The sequence below is a fragment of the Pediococcus ethanolidurans genome, assembly GCF_001437405.1.
GTDB lineage: Bacteria > Bacillota > Bacilli > Lactobacillales > Lactobacillaceae > Pediococcus > Pediococcus ethanolidurans.
The window spans coordinates 29,566-51,728 of the sequence record NZ_JQBY01000002.1; the positions used below are offsets into that span (position 1 = coordinate 29,566).

Sequence of the window (22,163 nt, forward strand, 5' to 3'; positions counted from 1 at the left end):
AGTTACCAGAGATTTTATTTTCACGTCCGTTTTACGGGTCGCCAAAATTTGTCAATTTTAGCCTTGTCTTGAATGTTAAATTCAATCATTTGCTTCAATAGTTCATAATTAAATGGTTGGTCCCATGGCATTCGTACGATTCCCTTCGTATGATCAATCTTTGCAGCCTTCAAATCATCTTCAAAATGACTGATTCCAGCCTCTTCTGGCGTAAATGCCATATGCTTTTTAGAGATACTGAACCCAACGATAAAAGTACCATGGTCAGTAAACATTGGTTGATTCCAAGCAATTCGCGTTTTTAATTGTGGAAAAGTTTCACTTACCCAAGTCAATACTTCTTCAACACGAGCACGATGCTTTGGATCTTCAATCGCACTTATAAACTCAGTAAAAGTATTCATGTTTTCTGCCTCCTGATGATTATTTTAAAGTCAGTATATCGTATTTAATTCCGACTTCCTAGTAAAATGAAAACTAGAAAAATAAGAGATTGGAAAATCATTTTCTCCAATCTCCTTACATCATCAAAAACTATTTTTTAGTAGTTACATTGCCATCCAAGAAGCCGATAAAATATTGCCATCTGGATCTTTTATTTCCAGTTCATACATCTGTTCTTCGGGCATTCCCAATTCCACGTGATAGAAATCACCACCATTTTCCTTGGCGGTTTGCGCAAATTTTTTCACTTCTTCAATACTATCCATACTAAACGCAGTCATCGAGCCACTGACTTCTTGAGTATTCGCCACCATCTGTCCACTCAGAAATTGTTGATAAAAATCATGTGTTAACAACATAATCCAGATATTGTCATCCCACATCATCCCCGCTCCATTTTCATCAGAGTAATCCATATTTTGTTTAAATCCAATCGCTTCATAAAACTTGATAGAACGTTGCATATCAGTCACAGGTAAATTAATAAACACCATTTTTGCCATTGATTTATCCTCCCAAAAATTCTGTCTGTCAGGCTTTAGCTAAGTTATACAAACAATAATATTTTCCTTTATAAAGCAATTATGTCATATAAGAAAAACGCAAGCAAAGAAAGTGCCTCTATCCAATTAATGGTCGAAAACACGTAATAAAATTAGTCATCATTTCAGTTTTAAGAGCTTCTTTGCGCACTAATAAATGCGCATGAATATGATTTTCAATATCTGTGGGCGTTTCAACTAAGGTGCCTGAATCCAAACTTGCTTGCACCATTTTGCGTGGTAGATAACTAAAGCCCAAACCATTCTCCACTGCCGTCACAATTGCCGCAATGCTGGGCAAAGACATCGTTTTGAACTTTCGTTGATGTCGTTGCCACATGGTCGTTTCAAATTGATTACGGTAACTACATTCTGGTTCATTGATGATAAAAGTAGTTGTTTTATCATTCAATAAATCATCGTATTTTTGTGCTTTCGTACTTTGAACCAAGACCATGTCCTGTAAACCTAAATCAAAATCCTTCAAATCTTGACTAGGTTGACTGGGCCACATCATAAAAGCAACGTCTACTTTTTTATTCTCCAATAACTCTTCGTTATGCAAACAGGTGGCATTTTGAAGCTGTATTGAAACTAGTGGATTGTGCTGAGTAAACATTTTAATATACGGCATGATCATCGAAACGCTCAAAGATTCGGGTGCCGCAATTCGTAAAGTGCCATAATTTTGATGCTGTTGGGGCCAATTTTTTAGAGTCGCAAAGTCAGTTAAAGTTTTTTCAATGATGGGCAGTAATTGCTGACCAATATCTGTAATCTTAACTTCACGATCTTGGTAAAGGACCACCTTAGTCCCCAAATCCTCCTCCAAAGCACGAATTTGCATAGAGACTGTTGATTGTGTATAGCCTAACAATTTGGCCGTTTTAGAAAAACTATGAGTTTCTGTAATTGTTTTAAAAGTCATTAAGTGTCTTATTTCCATGTTCATCGCCTTATTTATCATTTCTTTTGATACTAAGTATTACCATTATCAATTATACAAATCATCGTATAATGGGTAAACTTAAATTATCAAATCAAAGGAGTTTTTATTATGAACATTCAATCCTATCAAACCGATTATCACCATTTAGCTGAATTAGTCGATTTAATCAATTACTGTCAAAATATTGAAGCAAATTTGGGCATCAAAATGGCTGAACAGGCAGACATTTTTAACATTGAAAATTATTATCAAAAAACGGGTGGTAATTTTTGGGTTGCTCTAGATAAAAATAAGGTCGTGGGTTCAATTGCCTTATTACCAATTGATAACCGCACGGCCGTATTAAAGAAATTTTTTACTTATCCAAGCTATCGTGGTGAGCCACATCACTTAGGTGCCAAACTTTACGCAAACTTGATTACCTTTGCAACTGATCATCACTTTGAAAGAATCGTGTTAGATACACCCGAAGCAGAGCATCGTTCACACATTTTCTATGAACACCATGGATTTAAACAAATTACTGCTAAGGACTTACAAGTTGCCTATCCTTATCCGGACCGTCACTCGCGTTTGTATGAATTAACCTTATAACCTATTCATCTAATAAACTTGCACAATCACATACACAAAATCGCCGGTGACTTTCTTGATTCTTTAACGAATATCTTTTCGATATCCTATTAATCTACATTACTGATGGTTATTTGTTGACCACTCAAGCTCACTTTTTTAACTTGGGTGTGTCGTTGAATTGCCGTAGCAGTTAACTTATTAACATTGTCTGTTAACGCGGCAATATAGTGATTGTTGCTTTGGCTTGTTAGGCTGTTCGCTACATATTTAGGAGTTTGTTTATCCAATTCATCAAACACATTGAGAACACTGTCTGGTAAATCACTTGTTTCAATATCCTCTGTAAGTTTTTGATAAGTCTTTAATGAACCATTACCAATTTGAACGAGTGTTTTGACATTTACAAACAAATAAATGTAGCTGCCATCACTTCCCGCTTGAGTAGTCACTCTAGGCATTGCATAGCCCTGGCTTAAAGCCTGGGTCTGTGCATAACTAAACGTGGTATTTGTGTAGAGTGTTGACGCTGATACTTTGTTTAAATCCTGAATCTTAATGCGCTTGTATTGTGTATTGATGCCAACTTTTTGGGATTGATAAAGCCAATCTTTTCGCATGACTAATTGATCAGAACGATCATCGCTAGCTGCCCATCGTCCAGTCAATTGTTGAGCGCTGTAATGCAGTTTAGGGACCTGATACTCTTGATCACTAAAAATATAACAACGATCCACGGTTCCATTAGGTTGAGTGGCTGAATAACTGTATTTCAAACCAAGTGCATATAATTTATGGCCACTGGCAATGAATCCCATCGCTTGGCCACCATCAATTTTGCTGTTCTTTAAATACACCAAATCACTATACTTATGAATTCTGATGGGTGCCTTTGCTTTCTTTAAAACTGCATTCAATTCTTTAATACTGAAGAAACGTGATTTATACTCACTGTCTTCAGTATTTTGTTTCAAGATCTTTTTAATTGTCGCATAATTGGTACGGACGTAATTTCCGGAAAACTTGCCACCATAGGTTGTCCAAATTGAAGAACCGCCATTTTCACTGACTTTTTCAGTCTTCATATTAGACAACTTGCCTTTATCATTTGCCGTAGCTTTAATATAAGCTGTTTGTTGCCAAATTGTTTCCGAACGATTGAGAATTTTACTCGATGCTTGCTTGGGAGTTACTGTCTTTTTATTTGACTTTTGACTACAAGCAGTCAAAAATCCACCGACCAATAAGGTACCTATCATTAAAAAGATCCATTTTTTCATGTGTTTACTCCTCACACTTTTTTGTCTGTTTCATCTTATTATTACAGTCTTTTCCTTCACTTACTAGCGCAAATTTTCAGCAGCTTTAACTAAAGCACTCCCAAAAATTGACGTTTAGTAATTTTGTTCAAGAAAAAACGAGCTTATGGCAAATTCTGTCATAAACTCGTTTTTTACATTCAGTCACTTCATTAAACTTTTTTCGTTCTTCACCACCTGACGCGCTGCTGTGATAAGTTCTTTGGCTTTTGGTGAACGATAGATCTGTAATTTGTAGTCAATTTCCTTCAAGTTCTCAGTTAATTGTTGTTGCTTTGCCAGAACCTTATTTCGCTGTTTGGTTAATAACTGTTCTCTTTGTTTGATCGTGCATGGTCCCGCCATCACATAATCAATGTATTGACGAATATCGCGAATCTTCATGTCCGTATCTTTTAAACAACAAATCGTTTTAATCAAACTTAAATCCGTATCCGTAAATACACGGTACCCAGCCTCGTTGCGTTGAACAAATGGCAGTAACCCTTGTTTATCATAGAACCGTAAAGTATAAATAGACAAATCAAATTTTTGGGCAACTTCTTTAATGGTATAGGTCATTTTGTCACTTCTTTATCAATTTTTATTTGCCCTAGAGTATTGTCTAGGGTTTATAGTCATAAGCATAATTGAAAATTCAAAAATATTCAACAAAACGGAGGCAATTATGAATAAAAAAATTTTAGTCACAGGTGGTAATGGTTTTCTAAGTTTACACATCATTCTTCAACTCTTAAATCAGGGTTTTCAGGTTCGGACAACGCTCCGCAACCTGCAGAAAGCCACCGAAGTTAAACAGGCCCTTCAAAAAAATCATGTCAGTAATCTTGAAAATTTGAGCTTCGTCACAGCGGATCTTACCCATGATGCTGGTTGGAAAAAAGCTATGACCGATATCACATACGTTTTAAGTGTCGCTTCACCATTATTTTCAACCACTAAAGCTACGGAAAACAATGCGACCGCTGGTATTTTACGAATTTTAAAATTTGCCCAGCAAGCTACTGTCAAACGAGTGGTAATGACTGCCAATTTTGGTGCGGTCGGTTTCAGCAACAAGGACAAGCATTCTATCACTACGGAAAACAACTGGACAAATCCTGAAGAGAAGGGCTTATCTCCCTATGAAAAATCGAAATTATTAGCTGAAAAAGCGGCTTGGCAATTCATTAAACAATCTAATCACCAATTAGAGTTCACAACTGTTAATCCTGTGGCAATTTTTGGTCCCGCCCTCAATAACCATGTTTCGGGCAGTTTCAGTTTGCTTACTGGTCTCCTAGATGGCAGTCAAAAACGGATTCCTAATCTGCCGTTAAATGTTGTCGATGCCCGCGATGTGGCTAGCTTACACATTGCGGCACTGTTGACTCCCGAAGCCAACGGTCAACGTTTTATTGCAAGTGCCGACGGTCAGATTTCATTGCCGGAAATTGCTCATTTAATTCAGACCAAACGACCACAGTTGGCAAATCAAACTGTCACCAAAATTTTACCCAACTGGTTCATTCAATTGGCTGCCCCTTTTAACGAACAGGCTAAAGAAGGCAAGTTACTCTTAGCCATCAATCGGCATGTCAGCAACCAAAAAGCCAAACAGGTCCTTAATTGGAAACCATCTTTTAACAATGAAGAAACTGTACTTGCAGCCGTTGACACCTTAATTAAAAATAATCTCATTTAATTGAATTTTAATTGCCTAATTGCAAATCAACTATTAGAATGAAATCAATCAGTAATAGCGCTATCATTTTATTTAAAAATTGATTTTGAAAGTGGTGATCTTAAAATTGTTAAGCAACAAAAACGTGATTTTTTTCGATATGGATGGACTGCTACTAGATACTGAAAAACTATATTTTGAAACCCGTAGAGATATATTAGCTAAATATGGATATACCTTTAGAAAAGAAGATCATACTGAATATATCGCGAAAGGTTTCCCGGTGACCATTCAAAAACTAACCCAATTGGTTGGTGATGCCAACTTAGGAAAACGGGTTTTTAATGAAGCTATGGATCTTTATCGACAACGTTTGGAAAATGGTGATGTGCGGGTTAAAACTGGTGCAGTTGAGCTACTAAATTTTTTACACCAAACGCATAGAAAATGCTATGTCACCTCTTCGGCTGCTAAAGAAACGATTATTCAAACTGCTGAAATTACTGGAATTGCGCAGTACTTTACCGATTTTATTAGCGGTGATGAAGTTAAGCACAATAAACCAGCCCCTGATCTTTACTTATACGCACTAGAAAAATCACATGCAACTAAAAGCGAAACCGTTGTTTTTGAAGATGCCACAACCGGTATTCTATCTGCGGCTAGTGCTGGGCTTGACGTTGTGCTTGTTCCTGACTGGATAGATCCAGAACCCGAAATACGTCAAAAAGCAGTCAGAGTTTTGCCTAACCTTTTGGAAGCCATCTCCTTATTTAAATAGTTTTGTCACTTCTAATTGTGTGAATGAGCTTTATATCAAAAAATAAGTCGTTTAGATTTTTCCACGTAGCTACGTTTGAAATCTAAACGACTTATTTTCTATCATACTCGTAGAAGCTCAGATACGTTTAGCTACTCCTTACCGCCACCGACTTGTTGTCTTTTATCACAAGTACGATATAGCATCATCTTTTCCGCGTTTAAATGCTGTTATTATAGTCTGACAGCAACTTAACGGGTATTTCAATTTGTTGTCAAACTTGTTTGGAATTTCTTTTAAAATACAATTCCGCAAGCTGATCGTATCGGGCAACTGCCTTCAAATTTAAGCCAGTCATACAATCACCTTCTGGAAATAACCGAATCCCTTTTCCTAATAATACCGGCGCAATTTGAATCCACCATTCATCAATCAGATCCTCAGCCACTAAATCGGTGACAATTTGCCCACCACCCACAATCCAAATGTTGCCTCCAGATTGCGCTTGTAAGTGGCGTACTAAGTCCACTGGTGACTGGTTCATATAAGTGGCATCCCTTGTTTGCCCTTCTCGCGTTCTAGAAAGCACATAATTCGTTTTGTCGGGAAACAAAAGCTCATCGCCCATCGTGTTTTTTGTCACCTCATAAGTTTTTCGTCCCATAATAGTCGTATCAACCTGCTTAAAAAATTGATCCGAATTAGCTTTGTCTCCGCCCGCAGTGTCAAATAACCATTGTAAATCATGCTGTGCAGTGGCTAAATACCCATCTAACGAAATCGCACCATAAAATTGAACTTGTCGCATTATGCATCCCTCCGATTTGTGGTTGTGCTGCTTTTATTTTAAAGGATATCAACCGTACTTTCACTTTTAGTGTTCAAACAATTGTAGATAGTTTCTCTTCTGTTTAACAAAACATTCGTATTCACCACGTATATAACTTTATTAGGGAGTTTTAACTATGCAAAGACTGGGATGGCGGCTGAAACGTCATGGCGACAAGCATGCTGTTTGGACAAATGGACACTTAGAAAGGAATCTTACTATATCTGTTAAAAATAGAGAATATATTTATCCAGTAATTATTACGCCTAAAGTATCTGAACCAAACGCTTTTACAGTTAAAATTCTAGATATTGATGGCATGACGGAAGGAAATAGTGTCAGCGATCCCTTAGACATGGCCATTGATTTTGTTGGTGCGGTATAGTTTCAACAACGAATTACCACCCTCAAATACCAACCTGCCTGATCGGAAAAATAATCAAATCATTTCACTCATCCAAGCTCATCCTGACAAATATAAACGTAAACATGATAATAAGGTTATTAAAAAAACACCATCTATTCCAAATTATCTAAATGAATTAGGAAAAGAACAACATATTAATTTTTCCGAAGTTCTCACAGAGTCACTCAAAAAAATAAATGTCTTGATCGTATAAAAAGACCAGTAAGTTTTTCACAGCTTACTGGTCTTCTTGTATTTATTTTAATTCCGCTATGGGACTATACGTGGTTAAAACAATCAACAACATTATAATCACAAGAATCATCTAGCTCATACTTTCTTCCTATATAACCCGCCAATAAAACAAAAAGCCGTAAAGAATTAAAGAAAGTGCAACGCCAATCAGCCAGATTGAGGCCTCATTAAATACCAGATGCCGTGACTGTTTTAAAAATTTTCCGGTTTTCATGAAAACGTTTAGTCGTTGTGGCACATTGGGATTACCTGCCTGAACAGGCGGCAACTGGTCCTTACTTTCCAAATTGCCAAGCCCGATCATTAACCCAAATATGAGCAACAAAACACCGCCAATAATTAATGCAGATTGCAAAGTGTCATGCGAAACTGAATAATACAAATAAACATAACCAATCACCAGAATAATCGGTACGATAATTCTAATTACTTTTTTCATCGGAATGCCTTCTATCTTCTCAAATTATTTGAAATGACGAAAAATTTTAAAAATAAAATAACCAATCATGCAAATCATTAAAATAAGCACGACGGTTACGACATAAAACAACGGACCACCTAAATAAAGCGACTCACCAGTTGTCATTCGACCATCTTCTCATTTTTTATCTGTATGCTTGCCAGTCGTTTGAATTCACGAATTTCTTTACTGTCTTTCAACTGTACAAACACTTCTTCTTCATGCCCCAATACTATCAACACAGGCATTCCACCCCTGATAAAAAGTTAAGTCTTCAGGAACTCTTTACTTCTCATTTTTCTTTTAGCTTTTACAATTATTATGTCCGACCTTTATGACTCGCTCCCCATTTTTAAGAAAAATGTTTAAACGGCTTGGCAAAAACAAAGCATTAATCCCAAAATAAATACAAACATCACTCAACAAATTCATTTTAGGTAATTCTAATCCTTTATCTGCAGCTTGGCTATTTTTTGATGTATCCACACTTTCATCCTAAGTCCACACAAGCAAATGTGCCATCAACTAAATTATATAGCAAAACAATTCCCACACTACCGACTGGTGATGCCACAGTCACAATGGTACTTATGGTTCCAAAAACAGTTCCCGTTAGATGGGGATCAATTTGCGGCATCATTGTTGCAAACATTTTAGGATCCAGCTTGCCACTCATAAAAGCCACCGCAAACATGCTAACTAAAATTGGTATTAGTTTAGGGTATAAAAGCAAGGTGCTGTAAGCAATAACTGGTGCTCCTAAAGTGACTAACAATAATTGAAATAAGTCTAAATGATCAATCCACGTATCCTTAGTAATGCTCCCTAAAACACTTCCCATCACATAAACAATGTTAATTAGTAAAATGGCAAAGGAATAATCAATGTTTAAAGACGGTGCTAAATCAATAAAAAGTAAATTCAAAATGGCATCCAACCCAACAGATACGCCATTCAAAATCATAATGATTCCTAGATAGCTGACAGCGCCCATACCTGTCGTTTTAATCATAACTTTGCGAATTACTTGCCAAACGCCTTCGGTCACAGGCTGGGGTGCCACTTTTTTGGTAGACAAAACGGCATGATACCCCATCGTCAAACATACTGCTGATAAAATAAAAGTCACTGCATTAATAACTCCTGCTAAGGCATAATTATGAGTTTGTGAAATAATAATAACACCAAGAGTCTGACCAATTGGCTCCATAATGGTGCCTACACTGGTATTAATGCCCATAACTTGTTGCCTATCTTCTCCCATGATTCGGTCCTGAATGACAATTGTTAACAAGTTACCAGCATAATTGCCGATAATATCTGAAAACAAATTAATGACAACGATGATGTAAAAAATAAAAACTGTTCGTTGATTAATGATTTGAGCAAGTACCAAATATAAGCCTGCCTGAATTAACTTGGTACCAACTAACCAGTTAGTCTTCTTACTCGTCTGATCAGCTACTCGCCCAGTAACACCGCCAAACACAGCTGGTACAACCGTAACAATTGACACGACTGACACAAACCAATGCGGATTCGGAAAACTTTTGGCATAGGTCAATAAAATAATATTAAAAATACTTACTCCTAACGTTGCAAAGAAATTAGCGCTGGCAATAGTTTGTAACGTATGATTCTTCAAAATTTTTAGCATATTTCATCTCTCCTTTTAAACATTGAGTTCATCCTATCAGGCATTCACGTGGTAAACTTAATGGACATGTTGCAAATATGCCACATTGGAGGAATTGAAATGGAAAAAATTGGCTGCACAATACATAGAATTCGCATTGAAAAAGGGCTAACTCAAAAGGAAGTGTATGGCAAAATAGTTTCGCGTTCCTTCGCATCACGCTTTGAAAAAGGGGCAAACGATATTGGCGCTAGTAAATTATTTTTAATTCTAGATAATTTGGCAATTTCGGCTGACGAATTACGCTATATTCAACAGAACTATCAACCTTCACCTTTAGAACAGGCTTTGCTCACCGTCATGAAAGCTTATGCTGCTCAAAATTTTCCGGCTATTTCACAGTGGATTCAGGAACATTCACATAGTCCGCATGCATACGACAAATTAGTGTCCAGTTATGCAAGTATTTTATTGCTTGCTTATGATCACAGTTCCATTGGCATCACGACAACGACGCGTCCAATCTATTTGCATCTTCAACAGGCAAAAATGTGGACTATTCAGGAACTAAAGCTTGTTAATATCTTGGTTCCAATTGTAGCCACCACAAAGGGATTATCTGCATTACATCCCCTTACGGAACGCATGGTAGCTAACTGTCTTCATTACCAGACAAAATGGGGTGACCCGTTTAACGTGTTAAATAACCTTGTTGAATTTTATGGTACTCTCCTACAAACCTATTTAAATTTTCACGACTATCAAGCTGCTCGACAACTCAAATCTAAAATCACGGCACTTAATTCCCACAACTTGAATTGGGATGGCCGTTTGGCTCAACAATTTTGGATCGGCATTTGGGAACTTTACTTTGGTGATTGGACGCTTGGCAATGAGCTACTTGACGAAGTGACGGCCCTTGAAAAAAGACATAAACCACGCATCGACAATACCTTATTTGCCATTCGAAAGTTGCGCACACAAGCTGCGAAAACTTATCGACAATAAATAAATCTAACAAAAAAGCAATCAAGAAATTTGTTATAAAATCTTGATTGCTTCTTTATTTAAAATGACTAGCACCGGTGATACTATTTTAGACCGACTTGCTTATCTTAAACTTCTTGTGCCGTTGGTCGGATCAGCATGTCTGAAATGGCGACGTGTTTAGGTTGAGCCGCTACATAAGCCACAGCGTTGGCAATATCTTCTGGATCCAAGGTATTCATCCGCCGCTGTTCCGAAGTACTATTTTTAAAGACCTTATCAATCTCGGCTTGCATCTCTGGATTATCAATCGTTTTATTTAACTCAGTGCCCACTGCACCAGGAGACACAATAGTGGAACGAATGCCATGTAGTCGTTCTTCTTGGCGTAAGCCTTCCATAATGGCACGAACTGCGTACTTGGTGCCATTATAGACAGCCGACTCTGGGTACACCACATGACCGGCCACTGAATCAGTGGTGATAATTAGGCCATCATTTTGTTTTTGCATGATAGGCAGTGCTGCCCCGATGCCATGCAAAACGCCCATAATATTAATTTGGATTTCTTTTTCCCAATTATCATATTTGGCATCAGCAAGCTTTTCACGCGGCATAATGCCCGCGTTGTTATATAACACATCTAGTCGGCCATATTTTTTCACCGCTAACTCAATTAAAGCTTGCACATCTTCAGCTTTAGCGACATCCGTTACTTGATAGCTGGCATTCTCACCAATTTCTGCGACTAATTCTTGTAAGCGAGCTTCTCTACGGGCACCTAAGATAACTTTGGCACCCTTCTTAGCCAATAATTTGGCAGTTGCGGCCCCAATTCCTGAAGAAGCTCCTGTAATGACAACAACCTTATCTTGAATACTCATTTATATTTCCTCCTTATGATTTTCTAGTATTTTAATGACTTTAGCTGGTACCCCAGCAACGACAGTATTGGCGGCCACATTTTTTGAAACTACTGCGCCAGCCGCAACCACCGTATTTTCCCCAACACTCACGCCGGGTAAGACAACGGCACGTGCCCCAATCCAAGCATTCTTACCAATATGAACTGGTTTTAATGTCACACCACGCCTTTTGTCAACGTCGAGGTAATGATTAACCGAAATGAGGTAAGCCCCAGGACCAATTAAGGCATGGTCCGCGATCGTAATTCCGCCCAAGTCAACCATCATGGCGTTACTATTAATAAAAACCTCACGGCCAATTTTAAGATTACGACCATAATCCGAGTAGAAAGGCAATCTAATCTCCACTGAGTCATCGATGGTTTGGCCTGTGATTTCACCCACTAATTGACGAACTTCGGCTTGTGTATGTTGTCCTGAATTCAAATGTTGAATTAAACGCTGATTTTGATCAATAATTTGATTCTGTAACTTATCTGGAAGCATTTTTTCACCTCATTTCTTAGGATAGTTTCAGTATAAAATGCTTGTCATTATATGTAAAATACCTATAATTAATGTCATGATATAACTAATTGTTATGGAGATGAGTAAATGGATGTTCGTGTTTTACGATACTTTTTAGCAATCGCCCAAGAACGGAGTATTTCACACGCTGCGCAGGTTTTACACGTGTCACAACCTGCTTTGTCCCGACAAATGCATGATTTAGAAACCGAATTAGGGACCAAATTATTTGATCGTGGCCCACGTGAAATCAAGCTCACACAAGATGGTCATTATTTGCGAGAACGAGCCAATGAAATTGTTACCTTGGTCGACAAAACCGCGTTTAACTTACAATCCAACCAAGTTATTATCAGTGGTCGCCTAGATATTGGGGCCGGCGAGAGTGTGGGGATGCAACGCATTATGGACGTGATCAGCCATATTTTAAAGGATTACCCAGAGGTCCATATTCGGCTACATAGTGGTGATTTTGGAGATGTGGCAGCCAAATTGGATGCTGGTGTTTTGGATTTTGGCGTAATCATGGGTGAGCAACCTTTACAACAGTACAATACGTTGCGCTTACCGGAAGTCGATCATTGGGGTGTCTTGATGCCTGTCCACGCTCGATTAGCCACTCAAACTGTTATTCATCCTGCTGATTTATTGGGCCAACCGCTTATCATTTCCGAACAAGCACTCATGCAATCGCGGTTCTTAGATTGGTGGGGAAACCTTGGTGAACAGATGAACATCGTTGGCACATATAATCTGATCTTCAACGCTGCCTTGCTGGCGAAAAACGGAAGTGGTTATACCCTTGCCTTTGAGCATTTAATTGACACCAGCAAAAATTCTAAGTTAACTTTCCGACGGCTGGCTCCCGAAGTAACTGATCCCATTACAATTATATGGAAGAAAAATCAAACGCTATCCAACGTGGCTCAGTTATTTCTCCACCGTCTGCAAGCAACCATCAAGCGACCAAATTAAATAGGCTAGGAAAATTCCCAGCCTATTTGATCATTTAACGTCGATGTTTACGCCGTTCCTTGATCACTGCTTTCATTTGTTTTTTTACTTCCAAACATGCGAGCCAACTTAGCGTCCTCACGAGCCTTGCCATGCAACGCTTGATTCGTCGTAGCTTCTTCACTTAACTGACGATAGCTATCGAGTCGTTCCTGACTCAAATGGCCTGCTTGAATGGCAGCTTGCACCGCACAGCCAGGTTCACTAGTATGCGTACAATCATTGAATTTACACATTCTAGCAAGATCTTCAATATCAGCAAAGGTGGTTTTGAAATCACCATTCAAAACTGAAAGCTCCCGCATCCCTGGCGTATCAATAACCAAACCGCCATTCGGTAACTGCAATAAGTCGCGGCTCGTAGTGGTATGGCGGCCGTGTGCATCACTTTCGCGCACTGCCTGCGTTTGGCCAACTTGTTCACCCATTAACTGATTAATCAATGTGGTCTTCCCCACACCAGATGACCCAATAAAGGCCACGGTCTCGCTAGGCCGCACGTATGGTACTATACTGTGCAGTGTCATTTGTCACCGAACAAGTCACAACTTGGGCCCCCGCTGCCATCTGTGTGACCTGTGTAACTCGTTGGGTCAACTGATTCGTGAGATCTGCCTTGGTCAAGACCACTACTGGCGTTGCTCCACTATCCCAGGCCACTACCAAATAGCGCGCCAACCGATTCAAATTATAATTCTCATCTAACGCCATACATATAAAAACGGTATCGACATTAGTAGCCACAATTTGGGCTGTGCTTTTTCGTCCCGCCGTTTTTCGTAGAAACAAACTGTGACGTGGTAATAGGCGCTCAATAATCGCCATGTCGGCACTTGCTGTATTTTCGCGCAGTAATACCCAATCGCCCACCGCGGGATAATCCTGCGCCTCAATCGCTAAATTGGCTAAGCGACCGGAAACGGCAGCTTGCCTCTCATCGGCAGCTGTTTTTACTTTATACATGGTATGATTTTGACCAACGACCCGTCCCATAATTAGTCCTCGTGGATAGGTTTGATCTGCTAAATTTGTTGGTAATCCCCAAGCTTTTAATTGTTTATTTTGCAATGAATCTGATGCCTCCGTAAAATTTCATCCTGGAGGTTTAGATAAGTCTAGGCTATCCGTACCTCCGCCATCTGACTACCTTTAATTACAATTGCCATAAAACTTCATCTCATTTCTTTTTTAGTAGCCCCATTATAGCATAGGATGCTTTTTATTTGGCGCACAAGAACTTTGAGAGTGTCCAATATAGCTTTACGTATTTCTAAATTTGTTTTTTAAATGCCAAATTCAAGCGTTTCTTTTGCTCACCAGCTAGTTAAGTGTTAATTTAAGACTAAATGTAAGCGGTTAAGGAGCTGATAAGAATGTATGATGTGTTATTTATTGGGAGTGGTCAAGGTGCTTGGAATGGTGCCATTCCAATGAGTCAAGCCGGTTTAAAAGTAGCAGTTGTTGAAGAAGGTTTATTTGGTGGTGTTTGCACCAATCGAGGCTGTAATGCCAAAATTACTTTAGATAAGCCCGTTGATTTAGTTCGGACCATCGAGCAACTACAAGGTCGTGGATTCGACAGTGTGCCTAAAATTAACTGGCCAGACTTAATGGGTCATAAACACGAGGTAATTGGAAAACTTGCCGAAAGTAACAAACAAAAGTTAATTGACGGTGGCGTCAAAGTCATCATCGGTCACGCGAATTTAGTGGATTCACAGACTGTTCAAGTTGGTGATACCGCCTATCAAGCAAAAAAAATTGTGTTAGCTCTGGGGCAGCATCCCCATCGTTTAGCTATCCCTGGAAAAGAACTTTTGCATGATAGTACAGATTTTCTATCAATCACGAAAATGCCAAAACGTCTGACCATTATTGGGGCCGGTTATGTCGGTATGGAATTTGCTTCTATTGCCAACGCTGCGGGAGCATCTGTCAATGTTGTCTTAGATAGTCATCAACCTCTACGTGATTTTTATCAACCTTACGTCAAACGCTTGGTCGAAAGCTTACGACAACGTGGCGTTAAATTTTTCTATGATCAACAACTCACAAGTGTTACGCGTGACGATGCCGGTCTGGTCTTACATGGTCCGGATCAATTTGAACTTGCAAGTGAGTACATCATTGACGCAAGTGGTCGGTTACCAAATCTTGAAGGTACTGGGCTTGAGAACTTAGGCATCGCTACCACCAAACGTGGCATTACGGTGGATGATCATCTACAAACAAATGTCCCCGGAGTCTATGCAACTGGTGACGTGCTTGACAAGACCGAACCTAAAATCACGCCAACTGCTATTTTTGAATCACAGTATTTGGCGCAGTTATTTACGGGGCAAACCACAGATGCGATTCAATACCCAAGCGTTGCGACTACTGTCTTTTCTTCCCCACGGATTTCTCAAGTGGGTATCAATCCTGATGTGGCAGCAAACTTTCCAGATAAATATACAGTTGCACATTTTGAATATGGAGATGATTGGTTCAAACAGGTTCAAAACGAAATCGATGCAGCCTTAACCCTCGTTTTTGATAAGAAACACATTCTCGTCGGGGCAGTTGAATACAGTAATGAAGCAGTAGATGCCATCAACGGATTATTAGATATCATTGAATTGCGTTTAACACACGATCAGGTGCAGCGCTTTATCTATACCTTCCCAAGTATTCAACACAGTTACTTTCGTAAAATTTAACATGCTAGCTGCTTGGGGTCAGAACAAACTAATTTCATGACAGGTTTTATGAATTATGATAGACTTATGAAGATAATTAAAATAGTTTCAATCGGTTGGGCGCAAGCTTCAAGTTTTTTCCTTTCTCAGGGGTGTGAGAAAGTCTTGAAGTTTAGCGCTCATTTTTTATACTCATGAAACTTTAAAATCTATTTTTGAGGTGAAAGCATGCAGGAAATTGCAGAACTTTGTTTAATTCTAGTGGCCACGACGATTGCGGGTCACTATAGCGCCCGGTTAGGGATGCCAGCCGTGGTGGGTCAGCTACTAATTGGGATTTTAATTGGTCCCGCTGTTTTGGGCTGGATTAAGGGAGACGAATTTACCCACCTATTTTCAGAGATTGGCGTCATTATTTTGATGTTCACCGCAGGTATGGAAAGTGATCTTCAGCTATTAAAAAAATATTTGCGTCCCAGCACTTTAGTTGCCCTATTGGGTGTCATCCTGCCAGTTGGCGTAATATATGGACTAAGCTTACTTTTCCATCTTCCACAAGCAGAAAGTATCTTTATTGGGGTGATCTTTGCTGCTACCTCCGTGTCCATTTCGGTTGCCGTTTTAAAGGAATTAGGCGGCCTGCATGGTAAGGCCGGGGCCACAATTTTGGGAGCTGCCGTTGTGGATGATGTCCTAGCCGTTGTTATTCTCAGCGTTATGGTGAGTTTAATGGGGACATCGCCCTCTACCACTGGAAATTTATGGCTTACATTCATGTATCAACTCTTCTTTTTTGTCGGCATTTACTTTGTGGTTAAATTTATAGCTCCAATTCTCACTAGCGTTGGCAAACGGTTGTTTGTCGTCGGTGGCCCCACCCTCATCGCTGTTATTTTATGTTTGAGTATGGCACTACTAGCCGATGCCATTGGCTTAAGTTCAGTAGTGGGTGCCTTTTTTGCGGGAATTGCGATCTCACAAACCACCGTCAAACATGAAGTAGAAGCCAACATTGAACCAATCGGTTATGCTTTTTTCATTCCCGTTTTCTTCGTTAGCATTGGTCTATCGCTATCGTTTGCAGGGTTCATGAAAAACTTTATTTTTATCGTTTTACTGACAGTTCTTGCCACTTTCACAAAGTTATTAGGTGCTGGATTGGGTGCCAAGCTTTCGCAATTCAGCTTAAAAGATTCCTATATTGTCGGGTCCGGAATGGTATCGCGTGGCGAAATGGCGTTGATCATTGCACAAATTGGGTACAGCGCACACCTCATTTCTTCAACTTACTACTCCGCCATTATCACTGCCATCGTATTGACAACCTTACTGGCACCCTTGCTGTTGAAACATGCGTATCGTTTAAAATAAGAATATATAAAATTAGATCTCAAAAAATATGAAGTGCAACAGACCGGTTTACGAGGCACTTCATATTTATTTGTGGTTTATTTTATTTATATTAAATAATCTTATTTTCAAGCAAAACAGTTATGGCATTCCAGCCCTAAATTTTGTTAAGATCATCACTTTTGTTTTTGTTCTTTTAAAACGCGATCAATTTTCATTTAAAAATTGTCTAATTTCATCAAAAGCCAAATTCATTTGTCCCACCTGACAGTGCTGTTCCCCACCAGTTTCCTTGGTAAATAATTTAAATTGCACGTAACTAGAATTAATTAATTCCCTTTGTATTTGCCGAAGGCGCTTATATGGCACATATTGATCTTCCTTTCCTGCTAATAATAAGCAGTCTTGGTTAATCAGCGGTAAGAATTTTTTAGCATTATGTCGTTGTAAATTTTGGATTAAATGAAATGGAGAATTCTCTCCTGTCAACAAGTATCCATTATTGATCTTCCACGTCATATCGATATTATTCTTCATAATTTCAGTAAATAATAAATTCACGATTTTTTGTGCTCGAACCCAAAGTAAAAGGCGTAGCATGCCATACTTCACACGGCCTAAATTCATCGCCAAAGTATCCATCGGTGTATAAAATATATCCATACAAATTATTTTTTTAATTCGTTTTTCAAACGCTGCAGCTCGCAAGACCAGCAAACCACCCCACGATAGGCCAATCGCTACAACTGATTTCAGACCATAGTAATCTAAAACTGCTGAAACTGGTCTTTCAAAATTCGGAATAAAATGCAGACCATGCATGGATGTGTTCCCTTGGCCTGGTCCATCAAAGATGAGAATATTATAATTGGTACCTTTCAAATACTTAAAAAATCCAGCCACTTCTTCCAAGTAGCCATCAAAACCACCTATTACTAACAATGTTTTTTTGGCGTTCTTATTTTTTAAATACAGAGTTGGTAAGTAGGAATTTTCATACGGAACCCACCCACGTGTGAAGGGAAAATCATGATAAGATTTGTAAAAGCACCGAATAAAACTTTCATACAATATATTCTTTCATGAATCATCACCTAAATAAAACATAGCAGCTTTATAATAATTTGCAGCAATAGCAAATTTCTGTTTTTTTTCATAATCTCGAGCATGAACAGACCACCAATTGTACCAATCATCAAGATTGTTTATATGTAATTTCATGTCTCTAAGATCATTGATCACTTCTTGATCATTTGCAAACGGCATTGTAAACCTAGCAATTTGAAAATCTAATTGACGATTGCCAGTTATCGTTTTCATACTATCATCACCTTTCAAACTTGATCTTAGCAATCATAAAGATTAAAGTGAAGGTCAAAGAACGACATAGTGTTGGTTATCGAACACTTTGTTCGATTTCGTCCGATTAGGAGGATTCCCATGTCAACTAATCTTCGTGTTCTCAAAACAAAAAGAAATATTCAACAAGCTTTATTTAGCTTACTAATACAGGGGCAAAGCTACTCTTTAGTAACAATTGACCAAATTTGCCGGGAAGCGCTTTGCAGCCGTTCAACTTTTTATGCACACTATACCCAAAAGAATGACCTGCTAGAAGAAATTACCGATCATTACGTATCTCAATTCCAAAAATTTTTAACTAGACGATTAGAATCCAGCCAAACAACCCATTTTGAATATATTTCCCAGCAACTAATTAACCAATTTATACTCCCATCTCAGCCTCAGTTGCGCGTTTTGTTAGCCATTCGCAATGACCCTACACTTGGTTTAGAAGAAAAATTTCAAAAAGTAATCATCACCGAGTTATCAAAAAAGAGTACCAAAAGCCGAACTCTCATAAAGCTTTATGCTGTTAACGTGACAACCATTTTTAAAATGTTAGTGAATAATGAATTATGCTCCCAAGATCTTCAACAACTTTCTGTTTGGCAGGAGAAGTTGGAATTAACCGAATGAAAATATCTAACTTTCCGACTATACGCTGCAGGTTCCATACTTTCCAATCAAACATTAGGATCCCTCCTTCATTAAGATCAATGATTGCCTCAAAGTATAACCTGATACGCTGCTTTTCTCTATTAACACGTTTCTAAAGCTTTAAGAATTTACATTTAATCTTAAAATTAACTATATTTTCCTAAAAAAATTCTCGGTACTTTTATCCGGAATCCTTGAAAATAACACACAATAGCTAATTAAAAAGGTCCGTCATAACGAGAACTGTGAGTGATTCACATTTTCGTTATGGCGGACCTTTTACGCTATTTAGTTTTAAATCTAACTTACTTATTTAAAGAATTAGCCACCGCTTCATGAACAGCATCTTTTTCAGCTTCAATCAAGTCGACACGACTCTCAATCACTTTAGTGTCCATTTTAATTTCACGGGTCAAACCTGGTGTGTTTAATTTAGGCTCAAAGAAAGCTTTGAATTCTGCAAGTCGTTGTGGTGTGTGGAAAATTCCTGCTGTAACCGTGATATAGGTTGTAAATTCCATATCACCACCAACAGTATCTTCCAACCATTGCCAGTCGTTACGAATCCAATCCCAAGCTGCTTGTTGGCCCTTATCGTTAGCTAAAACGCCCCGGAACCAAGCACGTAAATCTTGTGGTTTAATCGTATCAGCATCTTCAAATTTCTCGATTAATTTCGCAATCAATTTAGCATCTGGTGTGCTAGTTAGCGCTGCACAAATGTCTGCTTTATAACTAGCATCTGAGGATTGACGATGAGCTGCTAAGAGCTTGTCAAATAATTCAGCACTACCATAATTTTTAACTTCATTTCGTAAAATGAAGACACGTGTGTCAGCCGATAATGTTTCTAAACGATCTTGATTGGCAACGAATAATTCATGAGCTGCTTTTTGAGCATCTTCGTTTTTAGCATACAAAGCAGCACTCAAAACATATGGCCGTGTTAACTGATCGTCGTTAGATTCACCAATCTTAGGTGTCCAGCCCAAACGTGTCACTTGTTTTTCGCTTAATTGATCGTAGAAACTTTGTAAGTCTTTTTCTTCTTTTGAATCTGGTGTTACAAATTTCTTCAAATTGTTGGTAACTGTGTACAATGCCGCATTCACAACGTTAGAATGACTATCTGCAAACTGTTTCAACAATGGGACAACAGCAGCATAGGAAATCTGACGTCCTTCTGCTAATAAGCGCAAATCCTGTAAAATTTGTAATTGTGAAATGGCATCCAAGTCATTCACATGGTTCAAAATATCATTTAATAGTGTTTCATCATATTTCACGATAAAGTGTGAGTTATTTCCAACGTTCAAACGGAAAGGTTTGCCGTTTTCATTCCGTAATTCGGCATACTCACCAAGGGTTAGGCTCTTTTCAGCCATAATCGTTGGCGCCACTTCATAATTACTGTTGAGTGGAATTTGCCAATGACGATCAACGTCTTTACCTTCACCACTAAAGAACTGCTTTTGTGACAAGGTTAACTTACCATCCACAACTGCTGCACTAACAACCGGATATCCGGGTTGTTCCAACCAGGAATTCATGATGGCACCAACATCAAGATCAGAAGCAGTTCCTAAAGCAGCCCACAAGTCTGCCCCAGTCGCATTTCCATATTTATGACTAGCAAAGTACTTCTTCAATCCCGCACGTAAAGCATCATCACCAAGCAAAGCGCGCACCATAACTAACATCCGAGCGCCCTTAGCATAAACGATAGCTCCATCAAACAAGGCATCAATTTCAGCTGGGTTATTTACTTGTACATGGACAGATTGCACGCCATCGATGGCATCCCGTTGTAGCGCAGATGAAGCCTCAGAAGTTTGGAACATTTCCCAAATGTGCCAGTCTGGTTCAATGGCATCAATAGCGACATATTCCATCATGTTGGCAAAACTTTCGTTTAACCATAGATCATCCCACCACTTCATGGTAACTAAATCACCAAACCATTGATGAGCCAGTTCGTGCGCAATAACTGTAGCAACAAGTTGTTTCATATCTAAAGCTGTATTATCAGGATCTAATAATAAATAGGCTTCTCGATAAGTGACAAGGCCCCAGTTCTCCATAGCTCCAGCTGAGAAATCAGGTAAAGCTAATTGCCATGAATGTGGGAGTGGATATGGTGTTTGATAGAAGTCTTCATAAAATTCGATGGAACGTTTTGCAATATCAAGTGCAAAATCAAGTTCATTGGCCTTATGTGCTTTCGTCCCAAAGACACCAACTTTAACGCCACTCTTAGTAGTCGTTTGTTTGCTTTGTAACTCACCAAACGCAAACGCAACTAGATAAGTTGACATCCGAACCGTGGTATCGAAATAGTGAACACCATTTTCAACCCGTGTTTCGGGCATGTTACTGATGGTTGTTTCGCCTTCATGTTCGTCATACTTGATTGCCAAACTAAACGTTGCTTTAGCTTCGGGTTCATCCACACATGGAAATGCTTGACGGGCAAAATTAGTTTCAAATTGAGTTCCAATAATCTGTTTCTTTTCGCCATCAACTTCATAATATGAAGGATAAATGCCCATCATACTGTCAGTAAGTTGTGCTTTATATGTAATGGTTAAAGTCGTCTCACCAGATTTGGGGAGGTCAATACGAATAGCATCGGCGTTATCGTCTGTTGTAAATGAAACCTCTTTTCCATCTGCTTGTACTGCATCAACAGTCAAACCTTTTTGATGAATAGAAACCTGCTTGCTTTTTGCATCACCTGTAATTGAGGTTTTTCCCGTAAATTGTTTTGCTTCACGATTGATATCTAAATAGACATCATAGTGAGTGGGTTGAAATGTCTCATAAAAACGTGTTATTTCTGCCATAATACTCTCCTTGATTTTTTA

At 38.7% G+C, this 22,163-nt stretch carries 25 protein-coding genes; 9 read left to right on the plus strand and 16 right to left on the minus strand.

Annotated features, from left to right (window positions below):
- Positions 1-20: 20 nt before the first annotated feature.
- The 3 genes from IV87_RS00970 to IV87_RS00980 all read right to left on the minus strand — a co-directional run bounded on the left by IV87_RS00970 (position 21) and on the right by IV87_RS00980 (position 1,932).
- Entirely contained in the window at positions 21-404 is a 384-nt protein-coding gene (locus IV87_RS00970) for an iron chaperone (protein ID WP_057805043.1), read from the minus strand.
- Positions 405-548: 144 nt separating this feature from the next.
- Positions 549-947 (minus strand): VOC family protein, encoded by a 399-nt coding sequence (locus IV87_RS00975; RefSeq protein WP_057805044.1) that lies wholly within the window; start codon positions 945-947, stop codon positions 549-551.
- Between the two features lie 118 nt (positions 948-1,065).
- Entirely contained in the window at positions 1,066-1,932 is an 867-nt protein-coding gene (locus tag IV87_RS00980) for a LysR family transcriptional regulator (RefSeq protein WP_074693844.1), read from the minus strand.
- Between the two features lie 111 nt (positions 1,933-2,043).
- Between IV87_RS00980 and IV87_RS00985 the strand changes: the two genes are divergently transcribed.
- Entirely contained in the window at positions 2,044-2,529 is a 486-nt protein-coding gene (locus IV87_RS00985) for a GNAT family N-acetyltransferase (protein WP_057805046.1), read from the plus strand.
- An 89-nt stretch (positions 2,530-2,618) separates the two neighbouring features.
- On the opposite strand, the gene IV87_RS00990 is transcribed toward IV87_RS00985, so the two are convergent.
- Both IV87_RS00990 and IV87_RS00995 read right to left on the minus strand, forming a co-directional pair.
- Positions 2,619-3,788, minus strand: coding sequence for a hypothetical protein (locus IV87_RS00990; RefSeq protein ID WP_057805047.1), 1,170 nt, complete (start codon positions 3,786-3,788; stop codon positions 2,619-2,621).
- Positions 3,789-3,971: 183 nt separating this feature from the next.
- Positions 3,972-4,388, minus strand: a complete 417-nt coding sequence (locus IV87_RS00995) for a MerR family transcriptional regulator (RefSeq protein ID WP_057805048.1) — start codon at positions 4,386-4,388, stop codon at positions 3,972-3,974.
- Between the two features lie 106 nt (positions 4,389-4,494).
- On the opposite strand from IV87_RS00995, the gene IV87_RS01000 reads away from it, so the two are divergent.
- Complete coding sequence (locus tag IV87_RS01000) at positions 4,495-5,511, plus strand: NAD-dependent epimerase/dehydratase family protein (protein ID WP_057805049.1); 1,017 nt, start codon at positions 4,495-4,497, stop codon at positions 5,509-5,511.
- 106 nt (positions 5,512-5,617) lie between these two features.
- On the plus strand, positions 5,618-6,271 hold the full coding sequence (locus IV87_RS01005; RefSeq protein WP_236698948.1) for an HAD family hydrolase: 654 nt from the start codon (positions 5,618-5,620) through the stop codon (positions 6,269-6,271).
- A 253-nt stretch (positions 6,272-6,524) separates the two neighbouring features.
- Here IV87_RS01005 and IV87_RS01010 read toward each other — a convergent pair whose 3' ends face one another.
- The gene (locus IV87_RS01010; protein WP_057805050.1) at positions 6,525-7,058 is read right to left on the minus strand and encodes a dihydrofolate reductase family protein; all 534 of its coding nucleotides are present in this window, start codon (positions 7,056-7,058) and stop codon (positions 6,525-6,527) included.
- 157 nt (positions 7,059-7,215) lie between these two features.
- Here IV87_RS01010 and IV87_RS11185 point away from each other — a divergent pair, with 157 nt between their 5' ends.
- On the plus strand, positions 7,216-7,464 hold the full coding sequence (locus IV87_RS11185; RefSeq protein ID WP_236698949.1) for a hypothetical protein: 249 nt from the start codon (positions 7,216-7,218) through the stop codon (positions 7,462-7,464).
- A gap of 364 nt (positions 7,465-7,828) precedes the next feature.
- Here the strand turns inward: IV87_RS11185 and IV87_RS01020 are convergent, their stop codons facing one another.
- The 3 genes from IV87_RS01020 to IV87_RS01030 all read right to left on the minus strand — a co-directional run bounded on the left by IV87_RS01020 (position 7,829) and on the right by IV87_RS01030 (position 9,857).
- On the minus strand, positions 7,829-8,179 hold the full coding sequence (locus IV87_RS01020; RefSeq protein WP_057805051.1) for a hypothetical protein: 351 nt from the start codon (positions 8,177-8,179) through the stop codon (positions 7,829-7,831).
- A 324-nt stretch (positions 8,180-8,503) separates the two neighbouring features.
- Positions 8,504-8,686, minus strand: a complete 183-nt coding sequence (locus IV87_RS01025) for a hypothetical protein (protein ID WP_057805052.1) — start codon at positions 8,684-8,686, stop codon at positions 8,504-8,506.
- A 4-nt stretch (positions 8,687-8,690) separates the two neighbouring features.
- The gene (locus IV87_RS01030; RefSeq protein WP_057805053.1) at positions 8,691-9,857 is read right to left on the minus strand and encodes an MFS transporter; all 1,167 of its coding nucleotides are present in this window, start codon (positions 9,855-9,857) and stop codon (positions 8,691-8,693) included.
- A 99-nt stretch (positions 9,858-9,956) separates the two neighbouring features.
- Between IV87_RS01030 and IV87_RS01035 the strand changes: the two genes are divergently transcribed.
- Entirely contained in the window at positions 9,957-10,844 is an 888-nt protein-coding gene (locus tag IV87_RS01035) for a helix-turn-helix domain-containing protein (RefSeq protein WP_057805054.1), read from the plus strand.
- A 107-nt stretch (positions 10,845-10,951) separates the two neighbouring features.
- On the opposite strand, the gene IV87_RS01040 is transcribed toward IV87_RS01035, so the two are convergent.
- A complete protein-coding gene (locus tag IV87_RS01040; protein ID WP_057805055.1) occupies positions 10,952-11,707 on the minus strand; it encodes an SDR family oxidoreductase in 756 nt (251 codons plus the stop codon).
- Positions 11,708-12,235 (minus strand): DapH/DapD/GlmU-related protein, encoded by a 528-nt coding sequence (locus IV87_RS01045; protein WP_057805056.1) that lies wholly within the window; start codon positions 12,233-12,235, stop codon positions 11,708-11,710.
- A gap of 108 nt (positions 12,236-12,343) precedes the next feature.
- Between IV87_RS01045 and IV87_RS01050 the strand changes: the two genes are divergently transcribed.
- Positions 12,344-13,231 carry a LysR family transcriptional regulator gene (locus IV87_RS01050; protein ID WP_057805057.1) on the plus strand — a complete coding sequence of 296 codons (888 nt, stop codon included), beginning with the start codon at positions 12,344-12,346 and terminating at the stop codon, positions 13,229-13,231.
- 47 nt (positions 13,232-13,278) lie between these two features.
- On the opposite strand, the gene rsgA (IV87_RS11340) is transcribed toward IV87_RS01050, so the two are convergent.
- Both rsgA (IV87_RS11340) and rsgA (IV87_RS11345) read right to left on the minus strand, forming a co-directional pair.
- A complete protein-coding gene (rsgA, locus tag IV87_RS11340) occupies positions 13,279-13,797 on the minus strand; it encodes a ribosome small subunit-dependent GTPase A (RefSeq protein ID WP_258390189.1) in 519 nt (172 codons plus the stop codon).
- Positions 13,760-14,338, minus strand: coding sequence for a GTPase RsgA (gene rsgA, locus IV87_RS11345; RefSeq protein ID WP_258390190.1), 579 nt, complete (start codon positions 14,336-14,338; stop codon positions 13,760-13,762). Before rsgA (IV87_RS11345) ends, rsgA (IV87_RS11340) begins: the two co-directional genes overlap by 38 nt.
- A 305-nt stretch (positions 14,339-14,643) precedes the next feature.
- Here rsgA (IV87_RS11345) and IV87_RS01060 point away from each other — a divergent pair, with 305 nt between their 5' ends.
- Entirely contained in the window at positions 14,644-15,969 is a 1,326-nt protein-coding gene (locus IV87_RS01060) for a dihydrolipoyl dehydrogenase family protein (RefSeq protein ID WP_057805058.1), read from the plus strand.
- Between the two features lie 207 nt (positions 15,970-16,176).
- Entirely contained in the window at positions 16,177-17,319 is a 1,143-nt protein-coding gene (locus IV87_RS01065; protein ID WP_057805059.1) for a cation:proton antiporter, read from the plus strand.
- A 186-nt stretch (positions 17,320-17,505) separates the two neighbouring features.
- On the opposite strand, the gene IV87_RS01070 is transcribed toward IV87_RS01065, so the two are convergent.
- On the minus strand, positions 17,506-18,369 hold the full coding sequence (locus IV87_RS01070) for an alpha/beta hydrolase (protein ID WP_236698950.1): 864 nt from the start codon (positions 18,367-18,369) through the stop codon (positions 17,506-17,508).
- A gap of 9 nt (positions 18,370-18,378) precedes the next feature.
- Positions 18,379-18,618, minus strand: a complete 240-nt coding sequence (locus IV87_RS11190; protein ID WP_236698951.1) for a hypothetical protein — start codon at positions 18,616-18,618, stop codon at positions 18,379-18,381.
- A gap of 120 nt (positions 18,619-18,738) precedes the next feature.
- Between IV87_RS11190 and IV87_RS01075 the strand changes: the two genes are divergently transcribed.
- A complete protein-coding gene (locus IV87_RS01075) occupies positions 18,739-19,278 on the plus strand; it encodes a TetR/AcrR family transcriptional regulator (protein ID WP_057805060.1) in 540 nt (179 codons plus the stop codon).
- A gap of 326 nt (positions 19,279-19,604) precedes the next feature.
- Here IV87_RS01075 and IV87_RS01080 read toward each other — a convergent pair whose 3' ends face one another.
- On the minus strand, positions 19,605-22,142 hold the full coding sequence (locus tag IV87_RS01080; RefSeq protein WP_057805061.1) for a M1 family metallopeptidase: 2,538 nt from the start codon (positions 22,140-22,142) through the stop codon (positions 19,605-19,607).
- Positions 22,143-22,163 lie beyond the last annotated feature (21 nt).